Origin of the sequence: Amphibacillus indicireducens (genome assembly GCF_039539605.1) — a bacterium.
In the GTDB taxonomy this organism is placed as follows: Bacteria; Bacillota; Bacilli; order Bacillales; family Amphibacillaceae; genus Amphibacillus; species Amphibacillus indicireducens.
In genome coordinates this window covers 20,521-44,020 of record NZ_BAABDL010000050.1, presented here as the reverse complement: position 1 = coordinate 44,020, position 23,500 = coordinate 20,521, and the positions used below count along the sequence as shown (strand labels likewise).

The 23,500-nt window shown below is 39.6% G+C and carries 29 protein-coding genes; all 29 read right to left on the bottom strand.

Annotation, left to right across the window (positions count from 1 at the left end; translation table 11 throughout):
* Positions 1-15: 15 nt before the first annotated feature.
* The 29 genes from secY to rpoB all read right to left on the bottom strand — a co-directional run bounded on the left by secY (position 16) and on the right by rpoB (position 23,094).
* Positions 16-1,308 (bottom strand): preprotein translocase subunit SecY, encoded by a 1,293-nt coding sequence (gene secY / locus ABD814_RS04760; protein ID WP_344910878.1) that lies wholly within the window; start codon positions 1,306-1,308, stop codon positions 16-18.
* Positions 1,308-1,745 carry a 50S ribosomal protein L15 gene (rplO, locus tag ABD814_RS04755; protein WP_344910876.1) on the bottom strand — a complete coding sequence of 146 codons (438 nt, stop codon included), beginning with the start codon at positions 1,743-1,745 and terminating at the stop codon, positions 1,308-1,310. The genes secY and rplO overlap by 1 nt, the downstream gene beginning before the upstream one ends.
* Positions 1,746-1,774: 29 nt before the next feature.
* Positions 1,775-1,957 (bottom strand): 50S ribosomal protein L30, encoded by a 183-nt coding sequence (gene rpmD, locus ABD814_RS04750; protein WP_344910875.1) that lies wholly within the window; start codon positions 1,955-1,957, stop codon positions 1,775-1,777.
* 13 nt (positions 1,958-1,970) lie between these two features.
* Positions 1,971-2,474, bottom strand: a complete 504-nt coding sequence (gene rpsE, locus ABD814_RS04745) for a 30S ribosomal protein S5 (protein ID WP_425549053.1) — start codon at positions 2,472-2,474, stop codon at positions 1,971-1,973.
* Between the two features lie 21 nt (positions 2,475-2,495).
* Positions 2,496-2,858: a 50S ribosomal protein L18 gene (rplR, locus tag ABD814_RS04740; protein ID WP_344910873.1), complete on the bottom strand. Its 363-nt coding sequence runs from the start codon at positions 2,856-2,858 to the stop codon at positions 2,496-2,498.
* A 58-nt stretch (positions 2,859-2,916) separates the two neighbouring features.
* Positions 2,917-3,453, bottom strand: a complete 537-nt coding sequence (gene rplF, locus ABD814_RS04735; protein WP_344910872.1) for a 50S ribosomal protein L6 — start codon at positions 3,451-3,453, stop codon at positions 2,917-2,919.
* 33 nt (positions 3,454-3,486) lie between these two features.
* The gene (gene rpsH, locus ABD814_RS04730; RefSeq protein WP_344910869.1) at positions 3,487-3,885 is read right to left on the bottom strand and encodes a 30S ribosomal protein S8; all 399 of its coding nucleotides are present in this window, start codon (positions 3,883-3,885) and stop codon (positions 3,487-3,489) included.
* A gap of 31 nt (positions 3,886-3,916) precedes the next feature.
* A complete protein-coding gene (locus ABD814_RS04725) occupies positions 3,917-4,102 on the bottom strand; it encodes a type Z 30S ribosomal protein S14 (protein WP_344910867.1) in 186 nt (61 codons plus the stop codon).
* Between the two features lie 30 nt (positions 4,103-4,132).
* On the bottom strand, positions 4,133-4,672 hold the full coding sequence (rplE, locus tag ABD814_RS04720; protein ID WP_344910865.1) for a 50S ribosomal protein L5: 540 nt from the start codon (positions 4,670-4,672) through the stop codon (positions 4,133-4,135).
* Between the two features lie 28 nt (positions 4,673-4,700).
* Complete coding sequence (gene rplX, locus ABD814_RS04715; protein ID WP_344910863.1) at positions 4,701-5,009, bottom strand: 50S ribosomal protein L24; 309 nt, start codon at positions 5,007-5,009, stop codon at positions 4,701-4,703.
* A 67-nt stretch (positions 5,010-5,076) separates the two neighbouring features.
* Positions 5,077-5,445 carry a 50S ribosomal protein L14 gene (rplN, locus tag ABD814_RS04710; protein ID WP_344910861.1) on the bottom strand — a complete coding sequence of 123 codons (369 nt, stop codon included), beginning with the start codon at positions 5,443-5,445 and terminating at the stop codon, positions 5,077-5,079.
* Positions 5,446-5,499: 54 nt separating this feature from the next.
* Complete coding sequence (gene rpsQ, locus ABD814_RS04705; RefSeq protein ID WP_344910858.1) at positions 5,500-5,763, bottom strand: 30S ribosomal protein S17; 264 nt, start codon at positions 5,761-5,763, stop codon at positions 5,500-5,502.
* 25 nt (positions 5,764-5,788) lie between these two features.
* A complete protein-coding gene (gene rpmC, locus ABD814_RS04700; protein WP_344910856.1) occupies positions 5,789-5,989 on the bottom strand; it encodes a 50S ribosomal protein L29 in 201 nt (66 codons plus the stop codon).
* Positions 5,979-6,413: a 50S ribosomal protein L16 gene (rplP, locus tag ABD814_RS04695; protein ID WP_344910854.1), complete on the bottom strand. Its 435-nt coding sequence runs from the start codon at positions 6,411-6,413 to the stop codon at positions 5,979-5,981. The genes rpmC and rplP overlap by 11 nt, the downstream gene beginning before the upstream one ends.
* Positions 6,414-6,431: 18 nt before the next feature.
* The gene (gene rpsC / locus ABD814_RS04690) at positions 6,432-7,073 is read right to left on the bottom strand and encodes a 30S ribosomal protein S3 (RefSeq protein ID WP_344910852.1); all 642 of its coding nucleotides are present in this window, start codon (positions 7,071-7,073) and stop codon (positions 6,432-6,434) included.
* Between the two features lie 3 nt (positions 7,074-7,076).
* A complete protein-coding gene (rplV, locus tag ABD814_RS04685; protein ID WP_344910850.1) occupies positions 7,077-7,418 on the bottom strand; it encodes a 50S ribosomal protein L22 in 342 nt (113 codons plus the stop codon).
* 20 nt (positions 7,419-7,438) lie between these two features.
* Positions 7,439-7,717: a 30S ribosomal protein S19 gene (gene rpsS / locus ABD814_RS04680; RefSeq protein ID WP_344910848.1), complete on the bottom strand. Its 279-nt coding sequence runs from the start codon at positions 7,715-7,717 to the stop codon at positions 7,439-7,441.
* Positions 7,718-7,774: 57 nt separating this feature from the next.
* Complete coding sequence (gene rplB / locus ABD814_RS04675; RefSeq protein ID WP_344910846.1) at positions 7,775-8,605, bottom strand: 50S ribosomal protein L2; 831 nt, start codon at positions 8,603-8,605, stop codon at positions 7,775-7,777.
* A gap of 22 nt (positions 8,606-8,627) precedes the next feature.
* Positions 8,628-8,921 carry a 50S ribosomal protein L23 gene (gene rplW, locus ABD814_RS04670; protein WP_344910844.1) on the bottom strand — a complete coding sequence of 98 codons (294 nt, stop codon included), beginning with the start codon at positions 8,919-8,921 and terminating at the stop codon, positions 8,628-8,630.
* The gene (gene rplD, locus ABD814_RS04665) at positions 8,921-9,544 is read right to left on the bottom strand and encodes a 50S ribosomal protein L4 (RefSeq protein ID WP_344910842.1); all 624 of its coding nucleotides are present in this window, start codon (positions 9,542-9,544) and stop codon (positions 8,921-8,923) included. The genes rplW and rplD overlap by 1 nt, the downstream gene beginning before the upstream one ends.
* A gap of 25 nt (positions 9,545-9,569) precedes the next feature.
* Entirely contained in the window at positions 9,570-10,202 is a 633-nt protein-coding gene (gene rplC / locus ABD814_RS04660; protein WP_344910840.1) for a 50S ribosomal protein L3, read from the bottom strand.
* A gap of 26 nt (positions 10,203-10,228) precedes the next feature.
* On the bottom strand, positions 10,229-10,537 hold the full coding sequence (rpsJ, locus tag ABD814_RS04655) for a 30S ribosomal protein S10 (protein WP_015008861.1): 309 nt from the start codon (positions 10,535-10,537) through the stop codon (positions 10,229-10,231).
* Between the two features lie 357 nt (positions 10,538-10,894).
* On the bottom strand, positions 10,895-12,085 hold the full coding sequence (gene tuf / locus ABD814_RS04650) for an elongation factor Tu (protein WP_344910835.1): 1,191 nt from the start codon (positions 12,083-12,085) through the stop codon (positions 10,895-10,897).
* Between the two features lie 129 nt (positions 12,086-12,214).
* On the bottom strand, positions 12,215-14,293 hold the full coding sequence (gene fusA / locus ABD814_RS04645) for an elongation factor G (protein WP_344910832.1): 2,079 nt from the start codon (positions 14,291-14,293) through the stop codon (positions 12,215-12,217).
* A gap of 97 nt (positions 14,294-14,390) precedes the next feature.
* Complete coding sequence (rpsG, locus tag ABD814_RS04640; RefSeq protein ID WP_344910829.1) at positions 14,391-14,861, bottom strand: 30S ribosomal protein S7; 471 nt, start codon at positions 14,859-14,861, stop codon at positions 14,391-14,393.
* A gap of 37 nt (positions 14,862-14,898) precedes the next feature.
* A complete protein-coding gene (gene rpsL / locus ABD814_RS04635; protein WP_344910826.1) occupies positions 14,899-15,312 on the bottom strand; it encodes a 30S ribosomal protein S12 in 414 nt (137 codons plus the stop codon).
* A 105-nt stretch (positions 15,313-15,417) separates the two neighbouring features.
* Positions 15,418-15,669 (bottom strand): ribosomal L7Ae/L30e/S12e/Gadd45 family protein, encoded by a 252-nt coding sequence (locus ABD814_RS04630; RefSeq protein ID WP_344910824.1) that lies wholly within the window; start codon positions 15,667-15,669, stop codon positions 15,418-15,420.
* 155 nt (positions 15,670-15,824) lie between these two features.
* Complete coding sequence (rpoC, locus tag ABD814_RS04625) at positions 15,825-19,466, bottom strand: DNA-directed RNA polymerase subunit beta' (RefSeq protein ID WP_344910821.1); 3,642 nt, start codon at positions 19,464-19,466, stop codon at positions 15,825-15,827.
* A gap of 94 nt (positions 19,467-19,560) precedes the next feature.
* Entirely contained in the window at positions 19,561-23,094 is a 3,534-nt protein-coding gene (gene rpoB, locus ABD814_RS04620; protein ID WP_344910818.1) for a DNA-directed RNA polymerase subunit beta, read from the bottom strand.
* Positions 23,095-23,500: the final 406 nt, after the last annotated feature.

Sequence of the window (23,500 nt, the reverse complement as noted above, 5' to 3'; positions counted from 1 at the left end):
TATGAACTTTACTGTTTACTTTATAAATCCTTTATAGTGACGTTTCACTAACTGACTTTCTAATTGCTTCATCGTTTGGAGAGCGACTCCAACGACAATGAGTATACTTGTGCCACCGATTTGAATCGATTGTGGTAAGTTAGCTACTCGACCAATGAAGATTGGTAGTACAGCAACAGCAGCTAAGAATAGTGCACCTACAAAAGTTAAGCGATACAATACAACTGTTAAATATCTCTCTGTTCTCTTACCTGGGCGAATTCCTGGGATGTAGCCACCTTGTTTCTTCAAGTTATCTGCCATTTGCTCAGGGTTTGACTGAACAAATGTATAGAAGTATGAGAATGCAATAATTAGAACAACATAAATGATCATTCCAATTGGTTGAGTATAATCGAAAATCGACTCAACTGTGTTCGCAAAGTTACCATCAAAGAAACTAGCAATTGTCCTTGGTGCCATAATAAATGACACAGAGAAGATAACTGGAATAACTCCAGCAGTGTTTACTTTCAATGGCAAGTGTGTCGATTGACCACCGACCATCGAACGGTTAACCATTCGTTTAGCGTATTGAATAGGAATTTTGCGGTCCGCTTGTTGGATGAAAATAACTCCAACCGTAACCCCTAACACAACTAATACAATCAATGCCACAATAACGACGTTAATAAATAATTCATCACCGACGTGAGCACCAAAGTATTGTTCGAACAATTGATTCATTGTGTTAGGAACTGCAGCTACAATACCTGCAAAGATAATAATTGAAATTCCATTTCCTACTCCATGTGCTGTAATTTGTTCACCGAGCCACATCAAAAAGGCAGTACCCGCTGTTAATACGATGGCAATAATCATAAACTTGGCTGCACTTGGATCGCTAATCAATCCTCCACCTGTCATCGCATTAAAACCGATTGCCATTGCAATAGCTTGAATAAATGCTAGGAAGATGGTTGCATAACGTGTCACTTGTGCAAGCTTACGTCGACCCATCTCACCTTGGTCTTTCCATTCAGTAAACTTAGGAACGATATCCATTTGTAATAACTGCATAATAATTGACGCAGTAATATATGGCATGATTCCCATTGCTAAAATGGAGAAGTTTTGTAACGCACCGCCACCAAACGTATTTAGAAAACCAAATACATTTTGTTCATTCATAAACCCTATTGCCGTTCGATCTGTAAATGGAACAGGTATAAATGTACCTATTCGGAAAACAATTAGCATAAGTAGTGTGAAGATAATCTTATTTCTAATTTCCTTCACACGAAAAAAATTGGAGATTGTCTGGAACATTAGATCACCTCAGTTTTACCGCCCGCGTTCTCGATTGCTTCTTTTGCTGAAGCAGAGAATTTGTGAGCTTTTACAGTAAGTTTCTTTTCAATCATACCATTTCCAAGAACTTTAATGCCAGCCTTTACTTTGCTTACTAAGCCTGTTTCAAGTAAAAGCTCAGGTGTTACTTCTGTACCTTCTTCAAATTTGTTCAATGCTGATAAGTTAACAATAGCAAATTCTTTACGGTTAATATTCGTAAAACCACGTTTTGGTAGTCGTTGGAATAAAGGTGTTTGACCACCTTCAAAGCCTAAACGAACGCCACCACCTGTACGTGCATTTTGTCCTTTATGTCCTCGGCCTGATGTTTTACCATTGCCAGAAGACATCCCGCGCCCAACGCGATTACGTTGTTTACGTGTTTGTGATGGTTTCAATTCATGAAGTTTCATGCGAGCACCTCCTCTTTGCGCTATGATAATTACAATTCTTTAACCGATATTAAATGTGATACTTTATTGATGATCCCTCTTAATGAAGGTGTATCTTCACACACAACGGATTGATTAATTTTATTTAATCCTAAAGCTTTAACCGTTTGTTTTTGAGTTTCCGTTCTACCTATAACACTGCGCACGAGGGTAATTTCTAACTTATTAGCCATTTGATTTCCCTCCTTATCCTAACAATTCATCTACTGATTTACCACGTAGTTTAGCGACTTCTTCAGCTGGTCTAAGTTCGCTCAAACCTTGGATAGTTGCACGTACTACGTTGATTGGTGTGTTTGAGCCTAGTGATTTAGATAAAATATCACTAATTCCAGCTAATTCAAGTACCGCACGAACTGATCCACCAGCAATAACTCCAGTACCTTCTACAGCTGGTTTAATTAAAATACTTCCTGCACCAAAACGGCCAGTCACTTCATGTGGAACCGTTGTTCCTACAAGTGGTACTTTAATTAAGTTTTTCTTCGCATTATCAACTGCTTTTCTAATCGCTTCAGGTACTTCTTGTGCCTTACCTGTACCTAAGCCAACGTGGCCGTTTTTGTCTCCGACAACAACTAGTGCTGCAAATCGGAATGTACGTCCACCTTTAGCAACTTTAGTTACACGATTAATCGTAACGACTCGTTCTTCTAAATCTAATTTATTCGGATCGATATCTAAACGCAAAATGTGTCCCTCCTTCTATAATTAAAATTCAAGACCTGCCTCACGGGCAGCATCTGCTAGAGTTTTAACACGGCCGTGGTATAAGTATCCTCCACGATCAAAAACTACTGTCTTGTATCCTTTATCTATCGCACGCTTTGCAATTAATTCTCCAACAAGTTTAGCCGCCTCAGTGTTTGCAGTCACTTTTTCAGTGTACTCTTTGTCAACAGTTGATGCACTTGCTAAAGTTTTACCATTGATGTCATCAATTAATTGCGCGTAAATATGTTTGTTTGAACGGAAAACGTTTAAACGCGGACGCTCTTCTGTGCCAAATAAATTTTTACGAACACGTAAATGTCTTTTTTTACGCACAACATTCTTATCAAGTTTTCTGATCATCTAGGTCTCTCCTTTCTGTCTCAAACTAAACTTACATTATCATTTGAGGTTAACTCGCTTATTTAGCTGTTTTACCTTCTTTACGACGTACATATTCACCTTCATATCGAATTCCTTTACCTTTATATGGTTCCGGTTTACGAATGGCGCGAATTTTCGAGCTTAAAGCACCGACCAATTCTTTGTCAATTCCTTTAACAATAATCTTTGTGTTTGTTGGAACGTCAAATTCGATACCTTCTGGTTGTTCAATTTCTACTGGGTGTGAATAGCCCGCGTTAACAACAAGCTTGTTACCTTGTTTTTGCGCACGATAACCGACACCTTGGATTTCAAGTGATTTCTCATATCCTTTGTGTACACCTTCGACCATATTAGCGATCAAGCTTCGTGTAGTACCGTGTAGAGATTTACTTAATTTACTATTGTTCGGTCTTTCAACCGTCAATTCCTTACCGTCTATATTAATTTTCATATCCGCATGAAGTTGTTGTGTTAATTCGCCTTTTGGCCCTTTAACAGTCACTAAGTTGTTATCATTTTTGATTTCAACGCCTTCAGGGATTTCAATAACCTTAAGACCAATACGTGACATTTACATGGCACCTCCTATCTTAAAATAAAACTATTACCAAACGTATGCCAATACCTCGCCACCAACTGTTTGTTCGCGTGCTTCTTTATCTGAAAGGATACCTTTAGATGTGGATATAATCGCAATACCTAAACCGTTAAGTACACGTGGTATTTCATCAGCTTTTACATATACGCGTAGTCCTGGCTTACTAATTCTTTTTAGACCAGTAATTACATGTTGTTCATTTACACCATATTTAAGGAAAACTCGTAAAACACCTTGTTTATTATCTGCAACGAACTCGTAATCACGAACAAAGCCTTCGCGCTTTAAGATTTCAGCAATCTCTCTTTTCGTGTTAGATGCAGGAATCTCTAGCTTCTCATGGCGAGCCTTATTTGCATTACGAATACGTGTTAGCATATCTGCAATTGGATCTGTCATAACCATTTATAAAATACCTCCTTCCCTATTTCGGGGTTTACCAGCTTGCTTTTTTAACACCAGGAATTTGACCTTTGTGGGCAAGTTCACGGAAGCAAATTCGGCAAAGTTTAAATTTACGTAATACAGAGTGTGGACGACCACAGCGTTCACAGCGTGTGTATTCTTGCACTTTATATTTTTTTGTCCGTTTCTGTTTTGCAATCATCGATTTTTTAGCCACTATTTTCCCTCCTTATATTAGCGGGTTCGCTTATTTTTGGAAAGGCATGCCAAGTTGAGTTAATAATTCACGAGCTTCTTCGTCAGTGTTAGCTGTTGTAACAATAACGATATCTAGTCCACGAACTTTACTCACCTGATCATAGTCTACTTCCGGGAAAATCAATTGTTCTTTTATACCTAACGTGTAGTTGCCACGACCATCAAATGCTTTATTTGAAATACCACGAAAATCTCGTACCCGTGGAAGTGACACATGAATTAATTTTTGTAAAAAGTCATACATGCGTTCCCCACGAAGGGTTACTTTCGCGCCGATTGGCATTCCTTCACGCAAGCGGAAACCAGCAATTGATTTTCTTGCTTTAGTAATTAAAGGTTTTTGACCTGAAATCAAGCCAAGTTCTTCTACCGCGCTATCTAATACTTTCGCATTTTGAACAGCATCACCAACACCCATATTAATCACGATCTTTTCAACTTTAGGTGCTTGCATTACTGAATCATAATTAAATTTCTCTACTAATGATTTTACGACTTCTTCATTATATTTTACTTTCAACTCGTTCATCTGAGTAGCCCTCCTTTCATCGCTAAGATTAATCTAATGCTTCTCCGGACTTTTTAGCGATACGAACTTTCTTTCCATCACGCTCTTCATACCCTACGCGAGTTGGTTCACCAGTCTTCGGATCAATTGGTAATACATTAGAAACATGGATTGGTGCTTCTTGATCAAGGATTCCACCTTGTGGGTTATCTTGAGAAGGTTTTTGATGCTTCTTAACGATATTCACACCTTCAACAAGCACTCGATCTCTTTTCGGGTAAACAGCAAGAATTTTGCCTTCTTTACCTTTATCTTTACCTGTTAATACTTTAACTTTATCACCTTTTTTTACATGCATGCTCGACGCACCTCCTTACAAGGCTTCCATTAAAATCTGATTGTTTTAAGCTTTTCTCGCTTAAAAATTATAATACCTCTGGTGCTAATGAAATGATTTTCATAAACTTAGCATCACGTAGTTCACGTGCTACTGGTCCAAAGATACGTGTCCCTCTAGGACTTTTATCTTCACGGATAATGACCGCTGCATTTTCATCAAAACGGATATATGATCCATCTGTACGACGAACGCCTGTCTTTGTTCGTACAATAACAGCTCTTACAACTTCACCTTTCTTGACAACGCCACCAGGTGTTGCTTGTTTCACTGAACAAACGATCACATCACCAATGTTAGCAGTTTTTCGTCCACTTCCGCCCAAAACTTTAATTGTTTGAACTTCACGTGCACCTGAGTTATCTGCTACTTTTAAATAACTTTCTTGCTGAATCATACCGATGTTACCTCCCTTCGGAATCTAACCCGAGCGAACTTTTACAATAAATTTTTAGACAATAACTGCTTCTTCGACGATTTCAAGCAATCTAAATCTTTTTGTCTTAGATAATGGACGTACTTCCATAATCTTAACGATATCACCGATTTTAGCTTGGTTATTCTCGTCATGAGTTTTAAACTTCTTCGTATATTTAACACGCTTTCCGTACAATGGATGGAACTTGTATGTTTCCACGACTACAGTAATCGTTTTGTCCATTTTATCTGAAAAAACGCGTCCAGTGTATACTTTACGATCATTACGTTCTGTCATTTGAGGCTAACCTCCTCTCTAAATTCTAGTTATTAACACTAAGCTCTCTTTCACGAACAACCGTTTTTAACCGAGCAATAGATTTGCGTACTTCACGTAAACGTGCAGTGTTTTCTAATTGTCCAGTTGCTAGCTGAAAACGTAAGTTGAAAAGCTCTTCTTTTAATGATTGTACATTTTGTTCAATTTCGGCAGTGGTTAGTTCTCTAATTTCATTAGCCTTCATTGATTTCACCACCAATTTCTTCACGTTTTACAAATTTAGTTTTAATCGGGAGTTTGTGAGCAGCTAAACGAAGTGCTTCACGTGCGATTTCTTCTGAAACGCCCCCAACTTCAAAGAGTACTTTACCTGGTTTTACTACGGCTACCCAGCCTTCAGGAGCACCTTTACCAGATCCCATTCGAACTTCTAATGGTTTCTTTGTGAATGGCATATCTGGGAAAATTTTGATCCAGACCTTTCCACCACGTTTCATATAACGAGTCATTGCAATACGTGCAGACTCAATTTGACGACTTGTGATCCATGCAGGTTCAACAGCTTTTAGTCCATAATCACCAAATGCTACTTCTGTTCCACCTTTTGCTTTACCATCTAAATGTCTTCTATGTTGCTTACGATACTTAACACGTTTAGGCATTAACATAAGTTGTGCCCCCTTCCTTTATTTATTATTTTTAGTTGGAAGGACTTCACCACGATAAATCCACACTTTAACACCTAATTTACCGAATGTTGTATCTGCTTCTGCGTGCGCATAATCGATATCTGCACGGAGTGTGTGTAGTGGTACTGTTCCTTCACTATAGCTTTCTGAACGAGCCATATCTGCACCATTTAGACGGCCAGATACTTGCGTACGGATTCCTTTAGCTCCTGCTCTCATTGCACGTTGGATAACTTGCTTCTGAGCGCGTCGGAATGAAATACGGCTTTCTAATTGGCGAGCAATATTCTCTGCAACTAACTTTGCATCGATATCAGGTCGCTTAATTTCAACGATATTAATATGAACTTTCTTACCTGTTAGTTCATTTAATGCTTTACGTAGTGCTTCAACTTCTGAACCACCTCTACCGATAACCATACCTGGTTTACCCGTTGAAATTAAAATGTTAACACGATTTGCTGCACGCTCAATTTCTACTTTAGAAACTGCAGCATCTTTTAATCGTTCTTCAATATATTCACGAATCTTAATATCTTCATGTAATAGATCTGCATAATCTTTGCCAGCATACCATCTTGATTCCCAATCACGGATGACGCCAACTCGAAAACCTATTGGATTAACTTTTTGACCCACAGATTATCCCTCCTTCTTTTCTGATACGACCACTGTAATGTGGCTCGTTCTTTTATTAATTTGACTTGCACGACCTTGCGCGCGTGGACGGAATCTTTTCAGTGTCACACCTTCATTTACGTAAGCTTCAGACACGTAAAGATTCTCAATATCCATGTCATAATTGTGTTCTGCGTTTGCGATCGCAGAGTTTAATACTTTTTCAACAACAGCGCTAGCGCCACGTTGTGTATGTTTTAAAATAGCAATTGCTTCTCCAACGTTTTTACCTCGAATTAAATCAACGACCAGTCGAACTTTGCGAGGAGCAATTCTAATAGTTTTTGCAACAGCTTTTGCTTGCATCAAGAGCGCCTCCTCTCATATTAACGTTTAGTATTCTTATCATCGCCTGAGTGTCCTTTGAATAGACGCGTCGGTGAAAATTCTCCTAACTTGTGTCCTACCATATCTTCTGTAATATAAACTGGCACATGTTTGCGGCCATCATAGACGGCTATCGTATGGCCAACAAAATTAGGGAAAATTGTAGAACGACGTGACCATGTTTTAACGACTTGTTTCTTGTTTTCTTCGTTTAACAGCTCAACTTTTTTCATTAAGTGTTCGTCTACGAAAGGTCCCTTTTTTAAACTACGACCCATACATTAACCTCCTCCCGTGATTGTCGGACGGGTTCAATTACCCGCCTTACAATCGGATTATTTTTTACGTGAACGTACAATATATTTATTTGATGCTTTATTGCGCTTGCGTGTTTTCAAGCCAAGTGTCGGTTTACCCCATGGTGATACAGGTGATTTACGGCCGATTGGCGCGCGTCCTTCCCCACCACCGTGTGGGTGATCTACTGGGTTCATAACCGAACCACGAACAGTTGGGCGAATACCCTTCCAGCGTGAACGTCCAGCTTTACCTGAGCGAATCAATTCATTTTCAATATTTCCAACTTGACCAATTGTTGCACGGCAAGTTGATAGAATTAAACGAACTTCACCTGAAGCTAAGCGTACAAGAACATATTTTTCTTCACGACCTAGAATTTGTGCTTCAGCACCTGCAGAGCGAGCTAATTGTCCACCTCTACCTGGCTTTAATTCAATATTATGAATTGTCGTACCGACTGGAATATTTTTGAGTGGTAATGCATTACCAACTTTAATATCTGCATCTTCACCTGAAAAAATTTCTTGTCCTACTTGAAGACCTTTTGGTGCTAAAATATAACGTTTTTCTCCGTCAGCATAATTGATTAAAGCAATGTTAGCTGTACGGTTCGGATCATATTCTATAGTAGCAACGCGACCTGGTATGCCGTCTTTGTTACGTTTGAAATCGATCACGCGGTATTGACGCTTATGGCCACCACCTTGATGACGAACTGTGATTCTACCTTGGTTGTTACGACCTGCTTGTTTTTTAATTGGTTCTAATAACGACTTCTCTGGTTTGTCAGTTGTAATTTCACTGAACGTTAGACCAGACATATTACGTCTACCATTAGAAGTTGCTTTATACTTCTTAATCGCCATCTCTTTTCCCTCCTTTTATAACTTAGTCAATGCTTTCAAAGAAATCGAGTTCTTTACTATCTTCTGATAACTGCACAATAGCTTTCTTACGATCTGGACGGTAACCACTGTGACGGCCCATACGCTTGAACTTGCCTTTAATGTTTGCAGTATTTACTTTAACAACTTTGACACCAAAAACTTCTTCTACTGCTGTTTTAATTTCTGACTTATTGGCAGTCTTAGTTACTTCAAAAGTATACTTTTTATCTGCCATAAGTTCTGCAGTGTTTTCAGTGATGATTGGGCGCTTAATAATATCACGAGAGTCTTTCATTATGCAAGCACCTCCCCTATTGATTCAGCTGCGTCTTTAGTGATAATAAGTTTGTCATGTGCAAGGATATCCAATGTATTGATTTGGCTTGCATATTGAACAGTGACATTTGGTAAATTATTTGCACTCTTAAGAACAACTTCATCTTTTTCGTTTGTAACGATTAATGCTTTTTCATTTATATTAAGTGCTGCTAGAATTTTAACAACTTCTTTTGTTTTTGGTGCGTCAATTGCTAGTGCATCTAATACAGTCAAGCTTTCATCTTGTACTTTAGTTGAAAGTGCTGATTTAAGTGCTAAGCGACGAACCTTTTTCGGTAATTTATATGCATACGAGCGTGGAGTCGGTCCGAATACAACACCACCGCCTACCCATTGTGGTGAACGAATCGATCCTTGACGTGCACGACCTGTTCCCTTTTGACGCCATGGCTTACGGCCACCGCCACGTACTGCTGAACGGTTTTTTACTGCGTGTGTTCCTTGACGTTTTGAAGCTTGTTGCATAACAACAGCATCGTGTAAAACGTGCTGGTTTGGCTCAATACCAAACACCGCATCATTTAATTCAATATCGCCTACTTGCGATCCACTTTGGTTATATAGTGCTAATTTAGGCATGACATATCCTCCCTTCAACTAATATTTAGTTAGCCTTTACTGCACTCGTAACTTTTACGAATGATTTTCTTGGGCCTGGGATGTTACCTTTAACTAGTAATAAGTTACGCTCTGCATCAACTTTCATAATCTCTAGATTTTGAATTGTTGTTGTTTCGCCACCCATTTGCCCTGGTAATTTCTTACCTTTACGCACACGTGCTGGTTCAGCTGTACTTCCCATTGAACCTGAGCCTCTATGGTACCTTGAACCGTGTGACATTGGTCCGCGCGCTTGATTGTGACGCTTAATGGAACCTTGGAACCCTTTCCCTTTTGAAGTACCTGTTACGTCAATCATATCTCCCGCTTCGAAAACCTCTACGCTAAGTTCTTGACCAACTTCATAGTCATCTAACTTAACATTACGGAATTCACGAATGAAGCGCTTAGGATTAGTGCTCGCTTTTGCAGCATGTCCTTTCGCTGGTTTATTTGCATTTACTTCTTTTTGATCAGCAAAACCAACTTGAATCGCTTCATAGCCGTCATTTTCCATCGTGCGTTTCTGTAAAACTACGTTCGGTTCAGCTTGAACTACTGTTACTGGAATTAATTCACCTTGTTCAGTGAAAATTTGTGTCATGCCGACTTTACGACCTAAGATTCCTTTCGTCATCCGTTACACCTCCTGATAATTTCATATTATAGTTTAATTTCAATGTCCACACCTGATGGTAGATCTAATCGCATTAGCGCATCAACCGTTTTTGGTGTAGGGTTTAAAATATCAATTAGACGTTTGTGTGTACGCATTTCAAACTGCTCACGAGAGTCTTTATACTTATGCACTGCACGTAGTACTGTGTAGATTGACTTTTCAGTTGGTAACGGAACTGGTCCCGATACCCCTGCTCCTGAACGCTTTGCAGTATTAACAATCTTCTCTGCTGATTGATCTAAAATTCTGTGATCATATGCTTTCAAACGAATTCTGATTTTTTCTTTTGCCATTATGTTCCCTCCTTTTCGCCCATTTAATTTAATAGACATTCTCCACGAAAATTTTCTCGACTCCCACCCCATGGCAAAGGGGCCGGGTGTGCCAACAACCTTTCGCTTCATCGCCTTTGTGACCAACATTAGACAGTATACAGAAATCATGCACAGATTGCAAGGTTTTTTATCAATTATTTTAGCTTTTTATTGACTTTTTTTCATATCGAGCAACTTTAAGTGATAATCGGGCTAATAAAGCCGATAAAAACCATTTATAAGGTTATTTAAAGGGTTTTCTTCTGATTGAATTGTAGATTTAAAACGTAAAAATAGAGTAACGAATTGAATCGTTACTCTATTAAAGGTTATTGATTACTTATCAATAGTAGAAACAACACCTGAACCTACTGTACGGCCACCTTCACGAATTGAGAAACGAGTTCCCTCTTCGATCGCGATTGGTGAAATTAATTCTACTGTCATTTCAACGTTATCACCTGGCATAACCATTTCCACACCTTCTGGAAGTCTAACAATTCCTGTTACGTCCGTTGTACGGAAGTAGAACTGTGGGCGATAGTTATCGAAGAACGGCGTATGACGTCCACCTTCTTCTTTTGATAATACGTAAACTTCTGATTTGAAGTTAGTGTGTGGTGTAATTGTTCCTGGCTTTGCTAGAACTTGACCACGGTTAATGTCTTCACGTGAAACACCACGTAATAGTGCACCAATGTTGTCACCAGCTTCAGCATAGTCAAGAAGCTTACGGAACATTTCAACACCTGTTACAATTGTTTTCGATGGAGCTTCAGCTAAACCGATAACTTCAACTTCGTCACCGACTTTAACTTCACCACGCTCAACACGACCTGTTGCAACAGTACCACGTCCAGTAATTGAGAATACGTCCTCAACTGGCATCATGAATGGTTTGTCTGTATCACGTTCTGGTGTTGGGATATACTCATCAACAGCAGCCATCAACTCAACGATTTTCTCTTCATAAGCTGCGTCACCCTCAAGTGCTTTAAGAGCAGAACCTGTAATAACTGGTACGTCATCACCTGGGAAATCGTATTCTGATAATAGATCACGAACTTCCATTTCTACTAATTCTAATAATTCTTCATCATCAACCATGTCTGCTTTGTTTAAGAATACAACGAAAGCAGGTACCCCTACGTTACGTGAAAGTAGGATGTGCTCACGAGTTTGTGGCATTGGACCATCAGCTGCAGATACAACTAAGATCGCACCGTCCATTTGCGCTGCACCCGTGATCATGTTTTTAACGTAGTCCGCGTGTCCTGGGCAGTCTACGTGTGCGTAGTGGCGTGTTTCAGTTTCGTACTCAACGTGTGAAGTAGAAATTGTGATTCCACGCTCTTTTTCTTCTGGTGCACCGTCAATTTGGTCGTAACCCATTGCAGTTCCGTCACCATTTCTTTTTGCCATTACTGTTGTAATTGCAGCAGTTAATGTTGTTTTACCGTGGTCAACGTGGCCTAATGTACCAACGTTAACGTGTTCTTTCGAACGGTCAAATTTTTCTTTACCCATTCTATAGTTCCTCCTTTAAATAAATAAAAGTTAATTTTTTTATTACATGTATTTTTACTTAGCTACATTATACTGACTTATAACTAAGCTTTCAATACAAGTTATACGCTAAATTGTGTTAAAAAGCAATTATTGACCAGCATTTTTTAGAATGATTTCTTCTGAAATACTCTTAGGCACTTCTTCATAGTGATCGAAGAACATTGTGTATGTTCCACGTCCTTGAGTATTTGAACGTAATGCTGTTGCATAACCAAACATTTCTGCAAGTGGGACAAATGCATTTACAACTTGTGCATTTCCACGTGCTGTCATACCATCAACGCGTCCACGACGTGATGTGATATCGCCCATAATGTCACCCATATATTCTTCAGGGATAACAACTTCTACTTTCATCATTGGTTCAAGTAGAACTGGGTTACACTTACTCTTAGCAGCTCTTAGTGCATATGAAGCAGCCACTCTAAACGCAGTCTCGTTAGAGTCAACGTCATGGTAACTACCGTCATATAGAGTTGCTTTAACATCGATTAGTGGATAGCCTGCAAGGACTCCGTTTTCCATTGATTCTTTAATTCCAGCTTCAACTGAAGGGATATATTCACGAGGAACAACTCCACCAACAATATTATTGACAAACTCAAATCCTGCGCCTTCTTCATTAGGTTCGAACTTGATCCATACGTGTCCATACTGTCCACGACCACCTGATTGACGAACAAATTTACCTTCGACTTCAGCTGATCCACGGAATGTTTCACGATATGAAACTTGTGGCGCACCAACATTAGCATCCACTTTAAATTCTCTTCTTAATCGGTCTACAATAACGTCAAGGTGTAATTCACCCATACCTGAAATAATTGTTTGACCTGTTTCAGCATTTGTTTCAGTTTTAAATGTCGGATCTTCTTCAGCAAGCTTACCTAAAGCAATTGACATCTTATCTTGGTCTGCTTTAGATTTCGGCTCAATTGCAACCGAGATAACTGGCTCTGGGAAGTCCATTGATTCAAGAATAACAAGGTTCTTCTCATCACAGAGAGTATCCCCTGTTGACGTGTCTTTCAAACCAACTGCACTTGCAATATCTCCCGAGTGTACTTCACTAATTTCTTCTCGTGAATTCGCGTGCATTTGTAGGATACGACCAACTCTTTCACGTTTACCTTTTGTAGAGTTTTGGACATATGATCCTGCTTTCAATGTTCCTGAATAGACTCGGAAGAATGTTAGTTTCCCTACAAATGGGTCAGTCATTACTTTAAACGCTAATGCTGAGAATGGCTCATCATCACCTGTTTTTCTCACAACTTCCTCTTCTGTGCCCGGTACAATACCCTCAATAGGTGGCACGTCCGTTGGAGCTGGTAAGTAGTCAACAACCCCGTCAATTAATAATTGGACACCTCTGTTTTTGAATGCAGAACCACAGAAAGCCGGATAGAATTCAACACTTAATGTTGCTTGACGAACCGCTTGACGAAGTTCATCGTTAGTGATCTCTTCACCTTCTAAATAGCTCATCATAAGGTCTTCATCTAATTCAGCTACTGCTTCAAGAAGATTTGTACGTAATTCTTCAGCTTTATCTGCTAATTCAGCAGGAATTTCTTTTGCATCAGTAACTGTACCTAAATCATCTTCATAGTAGTATGCTTTCATCTCAATTAGATCGATAATTCCTTCGAATTGATCTTCTGCACCAATTGGATATTGAACAGGATGAACATTCGCGCCTAAGCGGTCATGTAATGTCCCAACAGCATACTCAAAATCAGCACCTGTTTTATCCATCTTATTAATAAATACAATACGTGGTACACCGTATGTTGTCGCTTGACGCCATACCGTTTCTGTTTGTGGTTCAACACCCGATTGGGCATCTAACACTGTAACAGCACCATCTAACACACGCAGTGAACGTTCAACCTCAACTGTAAAGTCGACGTGACCAGGCGTATCAATGATGTTAATCCGGTGACCGTTCCACTGAGCTGTAGTGGCAGCAGATGTGATTGTAATCCCACGCTCTTGCTCCTGCTCCATCCAGTCCATTTGTGAAGCACCTTCGTGTGTCTCACCAACTTTATGGATTTTACCCGTATAGAATAAAATACGCTCAGTTGTTGTCGTTTTACCAGCATCAATGTGAGCCATGATACCGATATTACGTGTTTTCTCCAAGGAGAACTCTCTAGCCATATTTTTTTCTCCTTCCTTCTATTTAGTCTGTTTAATAGTGTATATTAGCTGTAAAAATTATTAAGACTCACCTTTTTAAAAAGGGAATCTAATAATATTACCAGCGGTAGTGAGCAAACGCTTTGTTCGCTTCCGCCATTTTGTGTAAATCTTCACGTTTCTTAACTGAAGCACCTGTATTTTTAGACGCATCTAAAATTTCATTAGCAAGGCGTTCTTCCATTGTCTTCTCTCCGCGAAGGCGTGAGTAATTAACAATATAACGAAGACCTAATGCTTGACGACGGTCAGGGCGTACTTCCATTGGTACTTGGTAGTTTGAACCTCCAACACGACGTGCGCGTACTTCTAAAACAGGCATAACGTTCTTCATCGCTTGTTCGAATACTTCGATAGCCGGTTGACCACCGCGCTCTTCTACAAGCTCAAATGCACGATAAAGAATTTTTTGAGCTTTTCCTCGTTTACCATCAACCATAATTTGATTGATTAGGCGAGTGACAAGCTTAGAGTTATATAACGGATCTGGTAAGACATCACGTTTAGCTACTGGACCTTTACGTGGCATAGTCTAACCTCCTTTCCTCAATTTCAATCAAATTTTTTTAGTTTTTAGGACGTTTCGCTCCATACTTAGAACGTCCTTGCATACGACCTTCAACACCAGCTGTGTCTAATGCACCACGAACAATGTGATAACGCACACCTGGTAAGTCTTTCACACGACCACCACGGATCAATACAACACTGTGTTCTTGAAGGTTGTGTCCAATCCCCGGGATATATGCCGTAACCTCAATTCCATTCGTTAAACGAACACGCGCATACTTACGTAACGCCGAGTTCGGTTTCTTAGGTGTTAAAGTTCCAACACGCGTACAAACGCCTCGTTTTTGTGGAGAAGCTGTATCATTCATTTTTTTCTTGAAACTGTTATAGCTTTTTCCTAAAGCTGGCGAGTCAGATCCTTTTGTTTTCGTAATACGTCCTTTTCGAACAAGTTGATTAATTGTTGGCATTTACTCTCCTCCTTCCTTCTCGTTTCTAATACCACACATCCAGGCGGTTCATTTTTAAACCAAAAACAAAGTTTTCATGAATCATTGATTGGATTCACCAAAACTTCATTGCCTTATCGCTACTACTGCTGTTCCCACTTCTATCCCACAAGCCTTACCTAGTCGTTTGTTTGAATCGACCATTTCATACGGAATCATTAACTCGTTTGCGAGATTAACTAATTTTAATCTCATTGCAGAATCAATATCCGAAGCAATTACAATTTGGCTTACTTGGCCAGCTTTCATCGCTTTTTCTGTTTGTTTTAAACCAATTAATAAACGATCTTTAGCTTGCGTTACTTTATCATAAGACATTTTCATATCCTCCAAAGTACTAGAGTAACAGAAGCACCTTGAATATAGTACCACCCTAAATATTCAATGTCAACTTAAATTTAATTAAGTTTCACACTTTTTTGTTCGAGCGATACTATATTCTTCAGTGTCTATTAAGTGCTACAAAAACTTATTTATGCAGTTGGTTCACTTTCTGTGTTTTCATCTGCATTTTCATTGATTACTTCATCTTCAATGACATTCTCAACGGGTTGCTCAGTTTTCATACCAACTTTTCGATAACGAGCCATTCCAGTACCTGCTGGGACTAGTTTCCCTAAGATAACATTTTCCTTCAGACCTAAGAGTTCATCTCGTTTACCCTTAATTGCAGCATCTGTTAGAACTCTTGTTGTTTCTTGGAAAGAAGCAGCTGACAAGAAGGAATCTGTTTCTAATGATGCCTTCGTAATTCCTAATAAAACTGGACGCCCAACAGCTGGTTCTTTGTCTGCTGAAAAAGCTTTTTCATTTACTTCTCTAAATTGATGGATTTCTAACATTGAGCCAGGCAGTAGTTCTGTATCACCCGGATCGTCAATTGTTACTTTTCTAAGCATCTGTCTAACCATTACTTCAACGTGCTTATCACCAATTTCAACACCTTGCATTCGGTATACTTTTTGAACCTCTTTGAGGAGGTAAGTTTGAACACCGTCTGTACCTTGGAATTTTAATAATTCTTTTGGATCAATTGAACCTTCAGTCAATGGTTGACCAGCAATCACTTGATCACCAATTCCAACACTTACTCTAGATCCATAAGGAACTTGATAAGTGCGTGTTTCAATCTCACCTTCAACAATCACTTCTTGGCGTTCTTTTACTTCACTAATATCTTTAACGATCCCTTTTACTTCACTAATAACAGCCTGACCCTTTGGATTACGCGCTTCAAAAATCTCTTGGATACGCGGTAAACCTTGAGTAATATCGCTACCTGCGACTCCACCTGTGTGGAATGTTCTCATCGTCAACTGTGTTCCGGGCTCACCAATCGATTGAGCAGCGATAATACCAACTGCTTCTCCAACTTCAACCTCTTGACCAGTTGCCAAGTTACGGCCGTAACACTTTTTACATGCACCGTGTTTTGTATTACATGTAAAGACTGTTCGAATTGTTACTTCTTCAATGTCAGAATCAACAATCTCTTTAGCGATATCTTCATTAATGAAATGATTCTTTTCAACAATAATCGCATTTGTTTCTGGATGACGGACTGTCTGGAAAGCCGTACGTCCAACTAAGCGGTCATATAGTGGCTCAATCATCTCTGAACCTTCTGTAATTGCGCTAACTGTTAGACCACGATCTGTCTGACAGTCATCTTCTCGAATAATCACATCTTGTGCAACATCAACGAGACGACGCGTGAGGTAACCTGAGTCAGCTGTCTTAAGTGCCGTATCTGCAAGACCTTTACGTGCACCGTGAGTCGAGATAAAGTATTCAAGAACTGTTAAACCTTCACGGAAGCTTGACTTAATCGGTAATTCAATAATTCGTCCAGCCGGGTTAGCCATTAAACCACGCATACCCGCAAGCTGAGTAAAGTTAGAAGCATTACCACGCGCTCCAGAATCACTCATCATATAGATTGGGTTCTGATGGCTGAGTGTCTTCATTAATTTTTCTTGAATATCGTCCTTAGCTTTTGACCAGATTGAAATCACGCGCTCATAGCGTTCTTCTTCTGTAATCAAACCGCGACGGAATTGTTTCATAATTTTATCAACTTTATCTTGGGCTTCGTCTAAAATGACTTCTTTATCAGGTAAAACAACAATGTCATCTACCCCGACAGTGATCCCAGCTTTAGTTGAGTATTTAAAACCTAAGTCTTTCATCTTATCAAGCATCTTAGATGTTTCACTAATCTTAAACTTCTTAAAGACCTCTGCGATAATGTCTCCTAAAATGCCTTTCTTGAAAGGCGTAATAAGATCGCGTTGATCCAGTTCTGCTTTTATGTCTGAACCCTCAGGAACAAAGTACTTAGCTGGTGTTTCAATTTCCAAGTTTGTTTGCGTCGGTTCATTCATATATGGGAATGATGGAGGCAAAATATCATTGAAAATTAATTTACCAACCGTTGTTAATAAGAGTTGTCTATTTTGCTCTTCAGTAAATTGAGCTTTAGCTAACGATGATGCTTGAACGGCTATCCGTGTGTGTAAGTGGACATATCCATTCTGATAAGCAATGATCGCTTCATTGAAATCTTTGAAGACTTTCCCTTCTCCGATTGCACCTCTTCGTTCCATCGTTAAGTAATAGTTACCTAAAACCATATCTTGTGATGGCGTAACAACAGGCTTTCCATCTTTCGGGTTTAAAATGTTTTGGGCAGCTAACATTAAAATTCTTGCTTCAGCTTGTGCTTCAGCTGAAAGTGGGACGTGAACAGCCATTTGGTCACCGTCAAAGTCAGCGTTATATGCTGTACACACAAGGGGGTGTAGACGGATCGCGCGACCTTCAACTAATGTTGGCTCAAATGCTTGAATTCCTAAACGGTGTAATGTTGGCGCACGGTTCAATAAGACCGGGTGCTCCTTAATTACATCTTCTAGCACTTCCCAAACCTCAGCATGTAATCTTTCGATTTTACGTTTAGCTGATTTAATATTATGCGCTAAACCACGTTCAACTAATTCTTTCATAATAAATGGTTTGAATAATTCTACAGCCATCTCTTTCGGTAAACCACATTGGTACATCTTCAAGTTAGGACCAACAACAATTACAGAACGACCTGAATAGTCGACTCGTTTACCTAATAAGTTTTGGCGGAAGCGTCCTTGCTTACCTTTTAACATGTGCGAAAGTGATTTCAACGGACGGTTACCTGGCCCAGTTACTGGACGACCCCGGCGACCATTATCAATCAGTGCATCTACCGCTTCTTGAAGCATCCGCTTCTCGTTTTGTACAATAATGCTTGGTGCACCTAAGTCTAATAAACGCTTGAGGCGATTATTACGGTTGATTACCCGTCGATATAAGTCGTTTAAGTCAGAGGTCGCAAATCGTCCTCCATCTAATTGAACCATTGGACGTAATTCTGGCGGGATAATCGGTAATACATCTAAAATAATCCACGACGGATCATTTCCAGAGTTTCTAAACGCTTCAATTACTTCTAAGCGTCTAATCGCTCGTGTACGACGTTGACCTTGAACTTTCTTTAGTTCTTCACGCAATAACTGCGATTCTTTTTCAAGATCAATATCATGTAAAATCTTCTTAATCGCTTCTGCACCCATTTCGGCATTGAAGCTTCTTCCGTATTTTTCGCGATATGCACGGAATTCTCTTTCAGATAATAACTGTTTCTTTTCAAGTGGTGTATCACCAGAGTCCGTAACAATATAAGCTGCGAAATAGATGACTTCCTCTAATGCTCGTGGTGACATATCTAATAATAAGCCCATCCGACTCGGGATACCTTTAAAGTACCAAATGTGAGATACAGGTGCAGCTAATTCAATATGCCCCATACGCTCACGACGCACCTTAGATTTCGTGATCTCTACACCGCATCGATCACAAACAACACCTTTGTAACGGATCCGTTTGTATTTTCCACAATAACATTCCCAGTCTTTTTGCGGCCCGAAAATTCTTTCACAGAATAGACCATCTTTTTCTGGTTTTAACGTTCGATAGTTAATCGTTTCTGGTTTTTTTACTTCCCCATGTGACCATGACCGAATTTTGTCTGGCGATGCCAAACCTATTTTCATAAATTCGAAATTATTTACATCTAGCAAGGGGTCTACCTCCCTTTAGTATGTGTTAGATCAGGAGAGGCGGGGTAAGCGATCTTCCCACCCCCAATGATCTTAAAACAAGTAAATGAAGCTACTACTTTTCTTGCACTTCTAAATTAAATTGTTCTGTTGATAGTTTATCTTCATCAAGATCTCTAATCTCAATTTCCTCTTCGTCTGCTGAGAGCATCTTGACGTCCATTCCTAAACTTTGTAACTCTTTAATTAGTACTTTAAACGATTCTGGGATTCCTGCTTCAGGTACGTTTTCCCCTTTAACAATCGCCTCATAAGTCTTAACACGTCCAACAACGTCATCCGATTTAACTGTTAAAATCTCTTGCAATGTGTAAGCAGCACCGTAAGCTTCCAGTGCCCATACTTCCATCTCACCAAATCGCTGTCCACCAAACTGCGCCTTACCACCTAACGGTTGTTGAGTAACAAGTGAGTATGGTCCAGTTGAGCGGGCGTGTAACTTATCATCTACCATGTGAGCTAGTTTAAGCATGTACATAATTCCTACTGAAATTCGATTATCAAATGCTTCGCCTGTTCGACCATCGTAAAGAATTGTTTTAGCATCTCGTGCCATCCCTGCTTCTTCGATCGTCTCCCAAACGTCTTCTTCACTTGCACCATCAAATACTGGTGATGCGACATGAATACCTAGGTTTTTAGCAGCCATTCCTAAATGAAGCTCTAACACCTGGCCGATGTTCATCCGAGATGGTACTCCTAATGGGTTTAACATAATATCAATCGGTGTTCCATCCGGTAGGTATGGCATATCTTCTTCGGGGAGTACTTTAGAAATAACCCCTTTGTTACCGTGACGACCTGCCATCTTGTCGCCTTCGTGAATCTTACGCTTTTGAACAATATAAACGCGCACGAGCTGATTCACACCTGGTGGTAGTTCATCGCCATCTTCACGATTAAAGATCTTAACATCTAAGACAATTCCACCAGCGCCGTGTGGTACACGTAGTGACGTGTCACGAACTTCTCGAGCTTTTTCACCGAAGATTGCGTGTAAGAGTCGTTCCTCTGCTGAAAGTTCAGTTACTCCTTTTGGCGTAACTTTTCCAACTAGTAGATCACCGTCTTCAACCTCAGCTCCGACACGGATAATTCCTCGGTCATCGAGATTACGCAAGGCGTCCTCTCCAACGTTTGGAATGTCTCTTGTAATTTCTTCAGGACCTAGTTTTGTATCTCGAGCATCTGATTCATACTCTTCAATATGAATCGACGTATAAACATCGTCTTTAACTAATCGTTCGCTCATAATAATCGCATCTTCATAGTTAAAGCCTTCCCACGTCATAAAAGCAACGAGTACGTTTTGACCTAGAGCAAGTTCTCCTTGCTCCATTGAAGGACCATCTGCTAAAATATCACCTTTAACAACGTGATCTCCCACTTTAACAATTGGAATTTGGTTATAACAAGTTCCTTGGTTGGAACGAACAAACTTCTGTAACTTATAGTGTTCTAAATCACCTTTAACTTCTTTACCATCAACTTCGGCAATCCGTCTCACTTGAATCGTCTTTGCCTCTACATGCTCGACGATACCATCAGTACGACTAATGATTGCTGCTCCAGAGTCTTTCCCAGAGACATATTCCATCCCTGTTCCTACAATCGGCGCATGTGGTCGAATTAATGGAACGGCTTGACGTTGCATGTTAGCCCCCATTAACGCACGGTTCGAGTCATCGTTTTCCAAGAACGGAATACAAGCTGTTGCCGTTGAAACGACTTGCTTTGGTGATACATCCATATAATCAATGCGATCACGGCTTACCGTTGTGTTTTCGCCACGGAAGCGCGCAATAACTTCTTCATCTGCAAATGTACCATCTTCATTTAAGCGAGCATTCGCTTGAGCAACTACATAATTGTCTTCTTCGTCTGCCGTTAAATAATCATACTCATGCGTGACTTTACCCGTTTCATGATCAACTCGGCGATATGGTGTTTCAATAAAACCAAATTTGTTGACCTTGGCATAAGAAGATAATGAGTTAATTAGTCCGATGTTCGGACCTTCTGGTGTTTCAATTGGACACATTCGACCATAGTGTGAGTAGTGAACATCTCGAACTTCAAAGCCCGCACGCTCTCTAGTCAAACCGCCCGGTCCCAATGCTGACAAGCGTCGTTTATGTGTTAATTCAGCCAATGGATTCGTTTGATCCATAAACTGAGATAATTGCGAACTACCAAAAAATTCTTTAATCGACGCAATTACAGGTCGAATGTTAATCAATTGTTGTGGTGTAATTGTCGATGTATCCTGAATCGACATCCGTTCACGAACAACCCTTTCCATTCGTGACAAACCAATTCTGAATTGATTTTGCAGTAATTCACCCACTGAACGTAAGCGACGATTACCTAAATGATCAATATCATCTGTATGACCAACCCGATGTAAAATATTAAAGAAATAGTTTACTGAGGCAATAATATCAGCGGGGGTAATATTCTTAACCGCTTCATCAATCACACCATTGTCAATCACATTTAAGGTTCGTTCGCCTTCTGGATCAGTTGGATCAATAATTTTTATTGAGTGGATTCCAATTGGATCATCAAGAACGCCTTCACTTGGCTCAATTACCTGCTCACCAAGACGATCTTCTGCTCGGTCAATATAAGGCATTAACTTATTCAGTGTTCGCCGATCTAATTTTGTTCCTTTTTCAGCTAACACTTCACCTGTTTCGTGATCAACTAAAGTTTCAGCAAGAACTTGATTAAAGAGACGATTCTTCATATGAAGTTTTTTATTAATTTTATAGCGACCTACATGTGCTAAATCGTAGCGTTTCGGATCAAAAAAGCGAGAGACCATTAGACTTTTTGCATTTTCAATCGTTGGTGGTTCACCCGGTCTCAAACGCTCATATATTTCTAGCAATGCTTTTTCACTTGATTCTGTATTATCTTTCTCTAATGTGTTACGTAAATATTCATTGTCACCAATTAAATCAATAATCTCTTGGTCTGAACTAAAGCCCAGTGCTCGTAGCAAGACCGTAATTGGTAGTTTTCTAGTTCGATCAATCCGAACGTGAACAACATCTTTGGCGTCTGTCTCAAATTCTAGCCACGCGCCTCGGTTGGGGATAACTGTTGCTGTATACCCCATTTTTCCATTCTTATCTAACTTTTCATTGAAGTAAACGCTTGGTGATCGGACTAATTGCGAAACAATCACTCGCTCTGCACCATTTATTATAAATGTTCCCGTATCAGTCATCAGCGGGAAATCGCCCATAAACACTTCTTGTTCTTTTACTTCACCAGTTTCATTATTCAATAAACGAACCTTAACACGTAGCGGTGCATTGTAAGTTACATCGCGTTCTTTCGATTCATCAACTTCATACTTTGGCTCTTCAAGCTTATAATCGACAAATTCAAGTGAAAGATTACCTTGGAAATCCTCGATCGGAGAAATATCTTTAAACATTTCTCGCATTCCTTCTTCCAAGAACCAATTATAGGAAGCTGTTTGAATCTCAATCAAATTTGGTAATTCTAATACCTCATTAATACGTGCGTAGCTTCTGCGCTTGCGGTGTCGTCCATACTGAACTAGTTGACCTGTCAACTGCTTCACCCCTCAAATCAAGATTAGAAAAACTCTTCCTCCCACTAGTTTCACCAGTAGAAGATCATGCTTTCCTGCTACTTAAGACGCGAATATCATTTACGTCAGTTTAAGTAGTAATGAATAAAACTTAACCAAGAAAGCTATTAACTATGCTACACCTTATCCCGTCAATGTTTAGATTCGACTATTGACATCTGAATTGGAAAAGGTATAATTTAAACATATTACTTGTTCGGTATTAAACGAACAAAAAACTTACAATAACTTCGTCAGTCTTTGGCTTGTTTAGTCTGCGAATAAGTAAACAGACGAATGAAACAACAATAGTGCTCTCGCGGAACACACTGACTTCACTTGAGCATATTTAAAGATAATGAAATACTTGTTGCAACCTTTCCCTATT

Bases quoted from the DNA above. Each gene is read 5' to 3' on its own strand.
- secY (WP_344910878.1), bottom strand. From the start codon at position 1,308: ATGTTCCAGACAATCTCCAATTTTTTTCGTGTGAAGGAAATTAGAAAT.
- rplO (WP_344910876.1), bottom strand. From the start codon at position 1,745: ATGAAACTTCATGAATTGAAACCATCACAAACACGTAAACAACGTAAT.
- rpmD (WP_344910875.1), bottom strand. From the start codon at position 1,957: ATGGCTAATAAGTTAGAAATTACCCTCGTGCGCAGTGTTATAGGTAGA.
- rplR (WP_344910873.1), bottom strand. From the start codon at position 2,858: ATGATCAGAAAACTTGATAAGAATGTTGTGCGTAAAAAAAGACATTTA.
- rplF (WP_344910872.1), bottom strand. From the start codon at position 3,453: ATGTCACGTATTGGTCTTAAGGTTATTGAAATCCCTGAAGGCGTTGAA.
- rpsH (WP_344910869.1), bottom strand. From the start codon at position 3,885: ATGGTTATGACAGATCCAATTGCAGATATGCTAACACGTATTCGTAAT.
- rplE (WP_344910865.1), bottom strand. From the start codon at position 4,672: ATGAACGAGTTGAAAGTAAAATATAATGAAGAAGTCGTAAAATCATTA.
- rplX (WP_344910863.1), bottom strand. From the start codon at position 5,009: ATGCATGTAAAAAAAGGTGATAAAGTTAAAGTATTAACAGGTAAAGAT.
- rplN (WP_344910861.1), bottom strand. From the start codon at position 5,445: ATGATTCAGCAAGAAAGTTATTTAAAAGTAGCAGATAACTCAGGTGCA.
- rpsQ (WP_344910858.1), bottom strand. From the start codon at position 5,763: ATGACAGAACGTAATGATCGTAAAGTATACACTGGACGCGTTTTTTCA.
- rpmC (WP_344910856.1), bottom strand. From the start codon at position 5,989: ATGAAGGCTAATGAAATTAGAGAACTAACCACTGCCGAAATTGAACAA.
- rplP (WP_344910854.1), bottom strand. From the start codon at position 6,413: ATGTTAATGCCTAAACGTGTTAAGTATCGTAAGCAACATAGAAGACAT.
- rplV (WP_344910850.1), bottom strand. From the start codon at position 7,418: ATGCAAGCAAAAGCTGTTGCAAAAACTATTAGAATTGCTCCTCGCAAA.
- rpsS (WP_344910848.1), bottom strand. From the start codon at position 7,717: ATGGGTCGTAGTTTAAAAAAGGGACCTTTCGTAGACGAACACTTAATG.
- rplB (WP_344910846.1), bottom strand. From the start codon at position 8,605: ATGGCGATTAAGAAGTATAAAGCAACTTCTAATGGTAGACGTAATATG.
- rplW (WP_344910844.1), bottom strand. From the start codon at position 8,921: ATGAAAGACTCTCGTGATATTATTAAGCGCCCAATCATCACTGAAAAC.
- rplD (WP_344910842.1), bottom strand. From the start codon at position 9,544: ATGCCTAAATTAGCACTATATAACCAAAGTGGATCGCAAGTAGGCGAT.
- rplC (WP_344910840.1), bottom strand. From the start codon at position 10,202: ATGACGAAAGGAATCTTAGGTCGTAAAGTCGGCATGACACAAATTTTC.
- rpsJ (WP_015008861.1), bottom strand. From the start codon at position 10,537: ATGGCAAAAGAAAAAATCAGAATTCGTTTGAAAGCATATGATCACAGA.
- tuf (WP_344910835.1), bottom strand. From the start codon at position 12,085: ATGGGTAAAGAAAAATTTGACCGTTCGAAAGAACACGTTAACGTTGGT.
- fusA (WP_344910832.1), bottom strand. From the start codon at position 14,293: ATGGCTAGAGAGTTCTCCTTGGAGAAAACACGTAATATCGGTATCATG.
- rpsG (WP_344910829.1), bottom strand. From the start codon at position 14,861: ATGCCACGTAAAGGTCCAGTAGCTAAACGTGATGTCTTACCAGATCCG.
- rpsL (WP_344910826.1), bottom strand. From the start codon at position 15,312: ATGCCAACAATTAATCAACTTGTTCGAAAAGGACGTATTACGAAAACA.
- ABD814_RS04630 (WP_344910824.1), bottom strand. From the start codon at position 15,669: ATGTCTTATGATAAAGTAACGCAAGCTAAAGATCGTTTATTAATTGGT.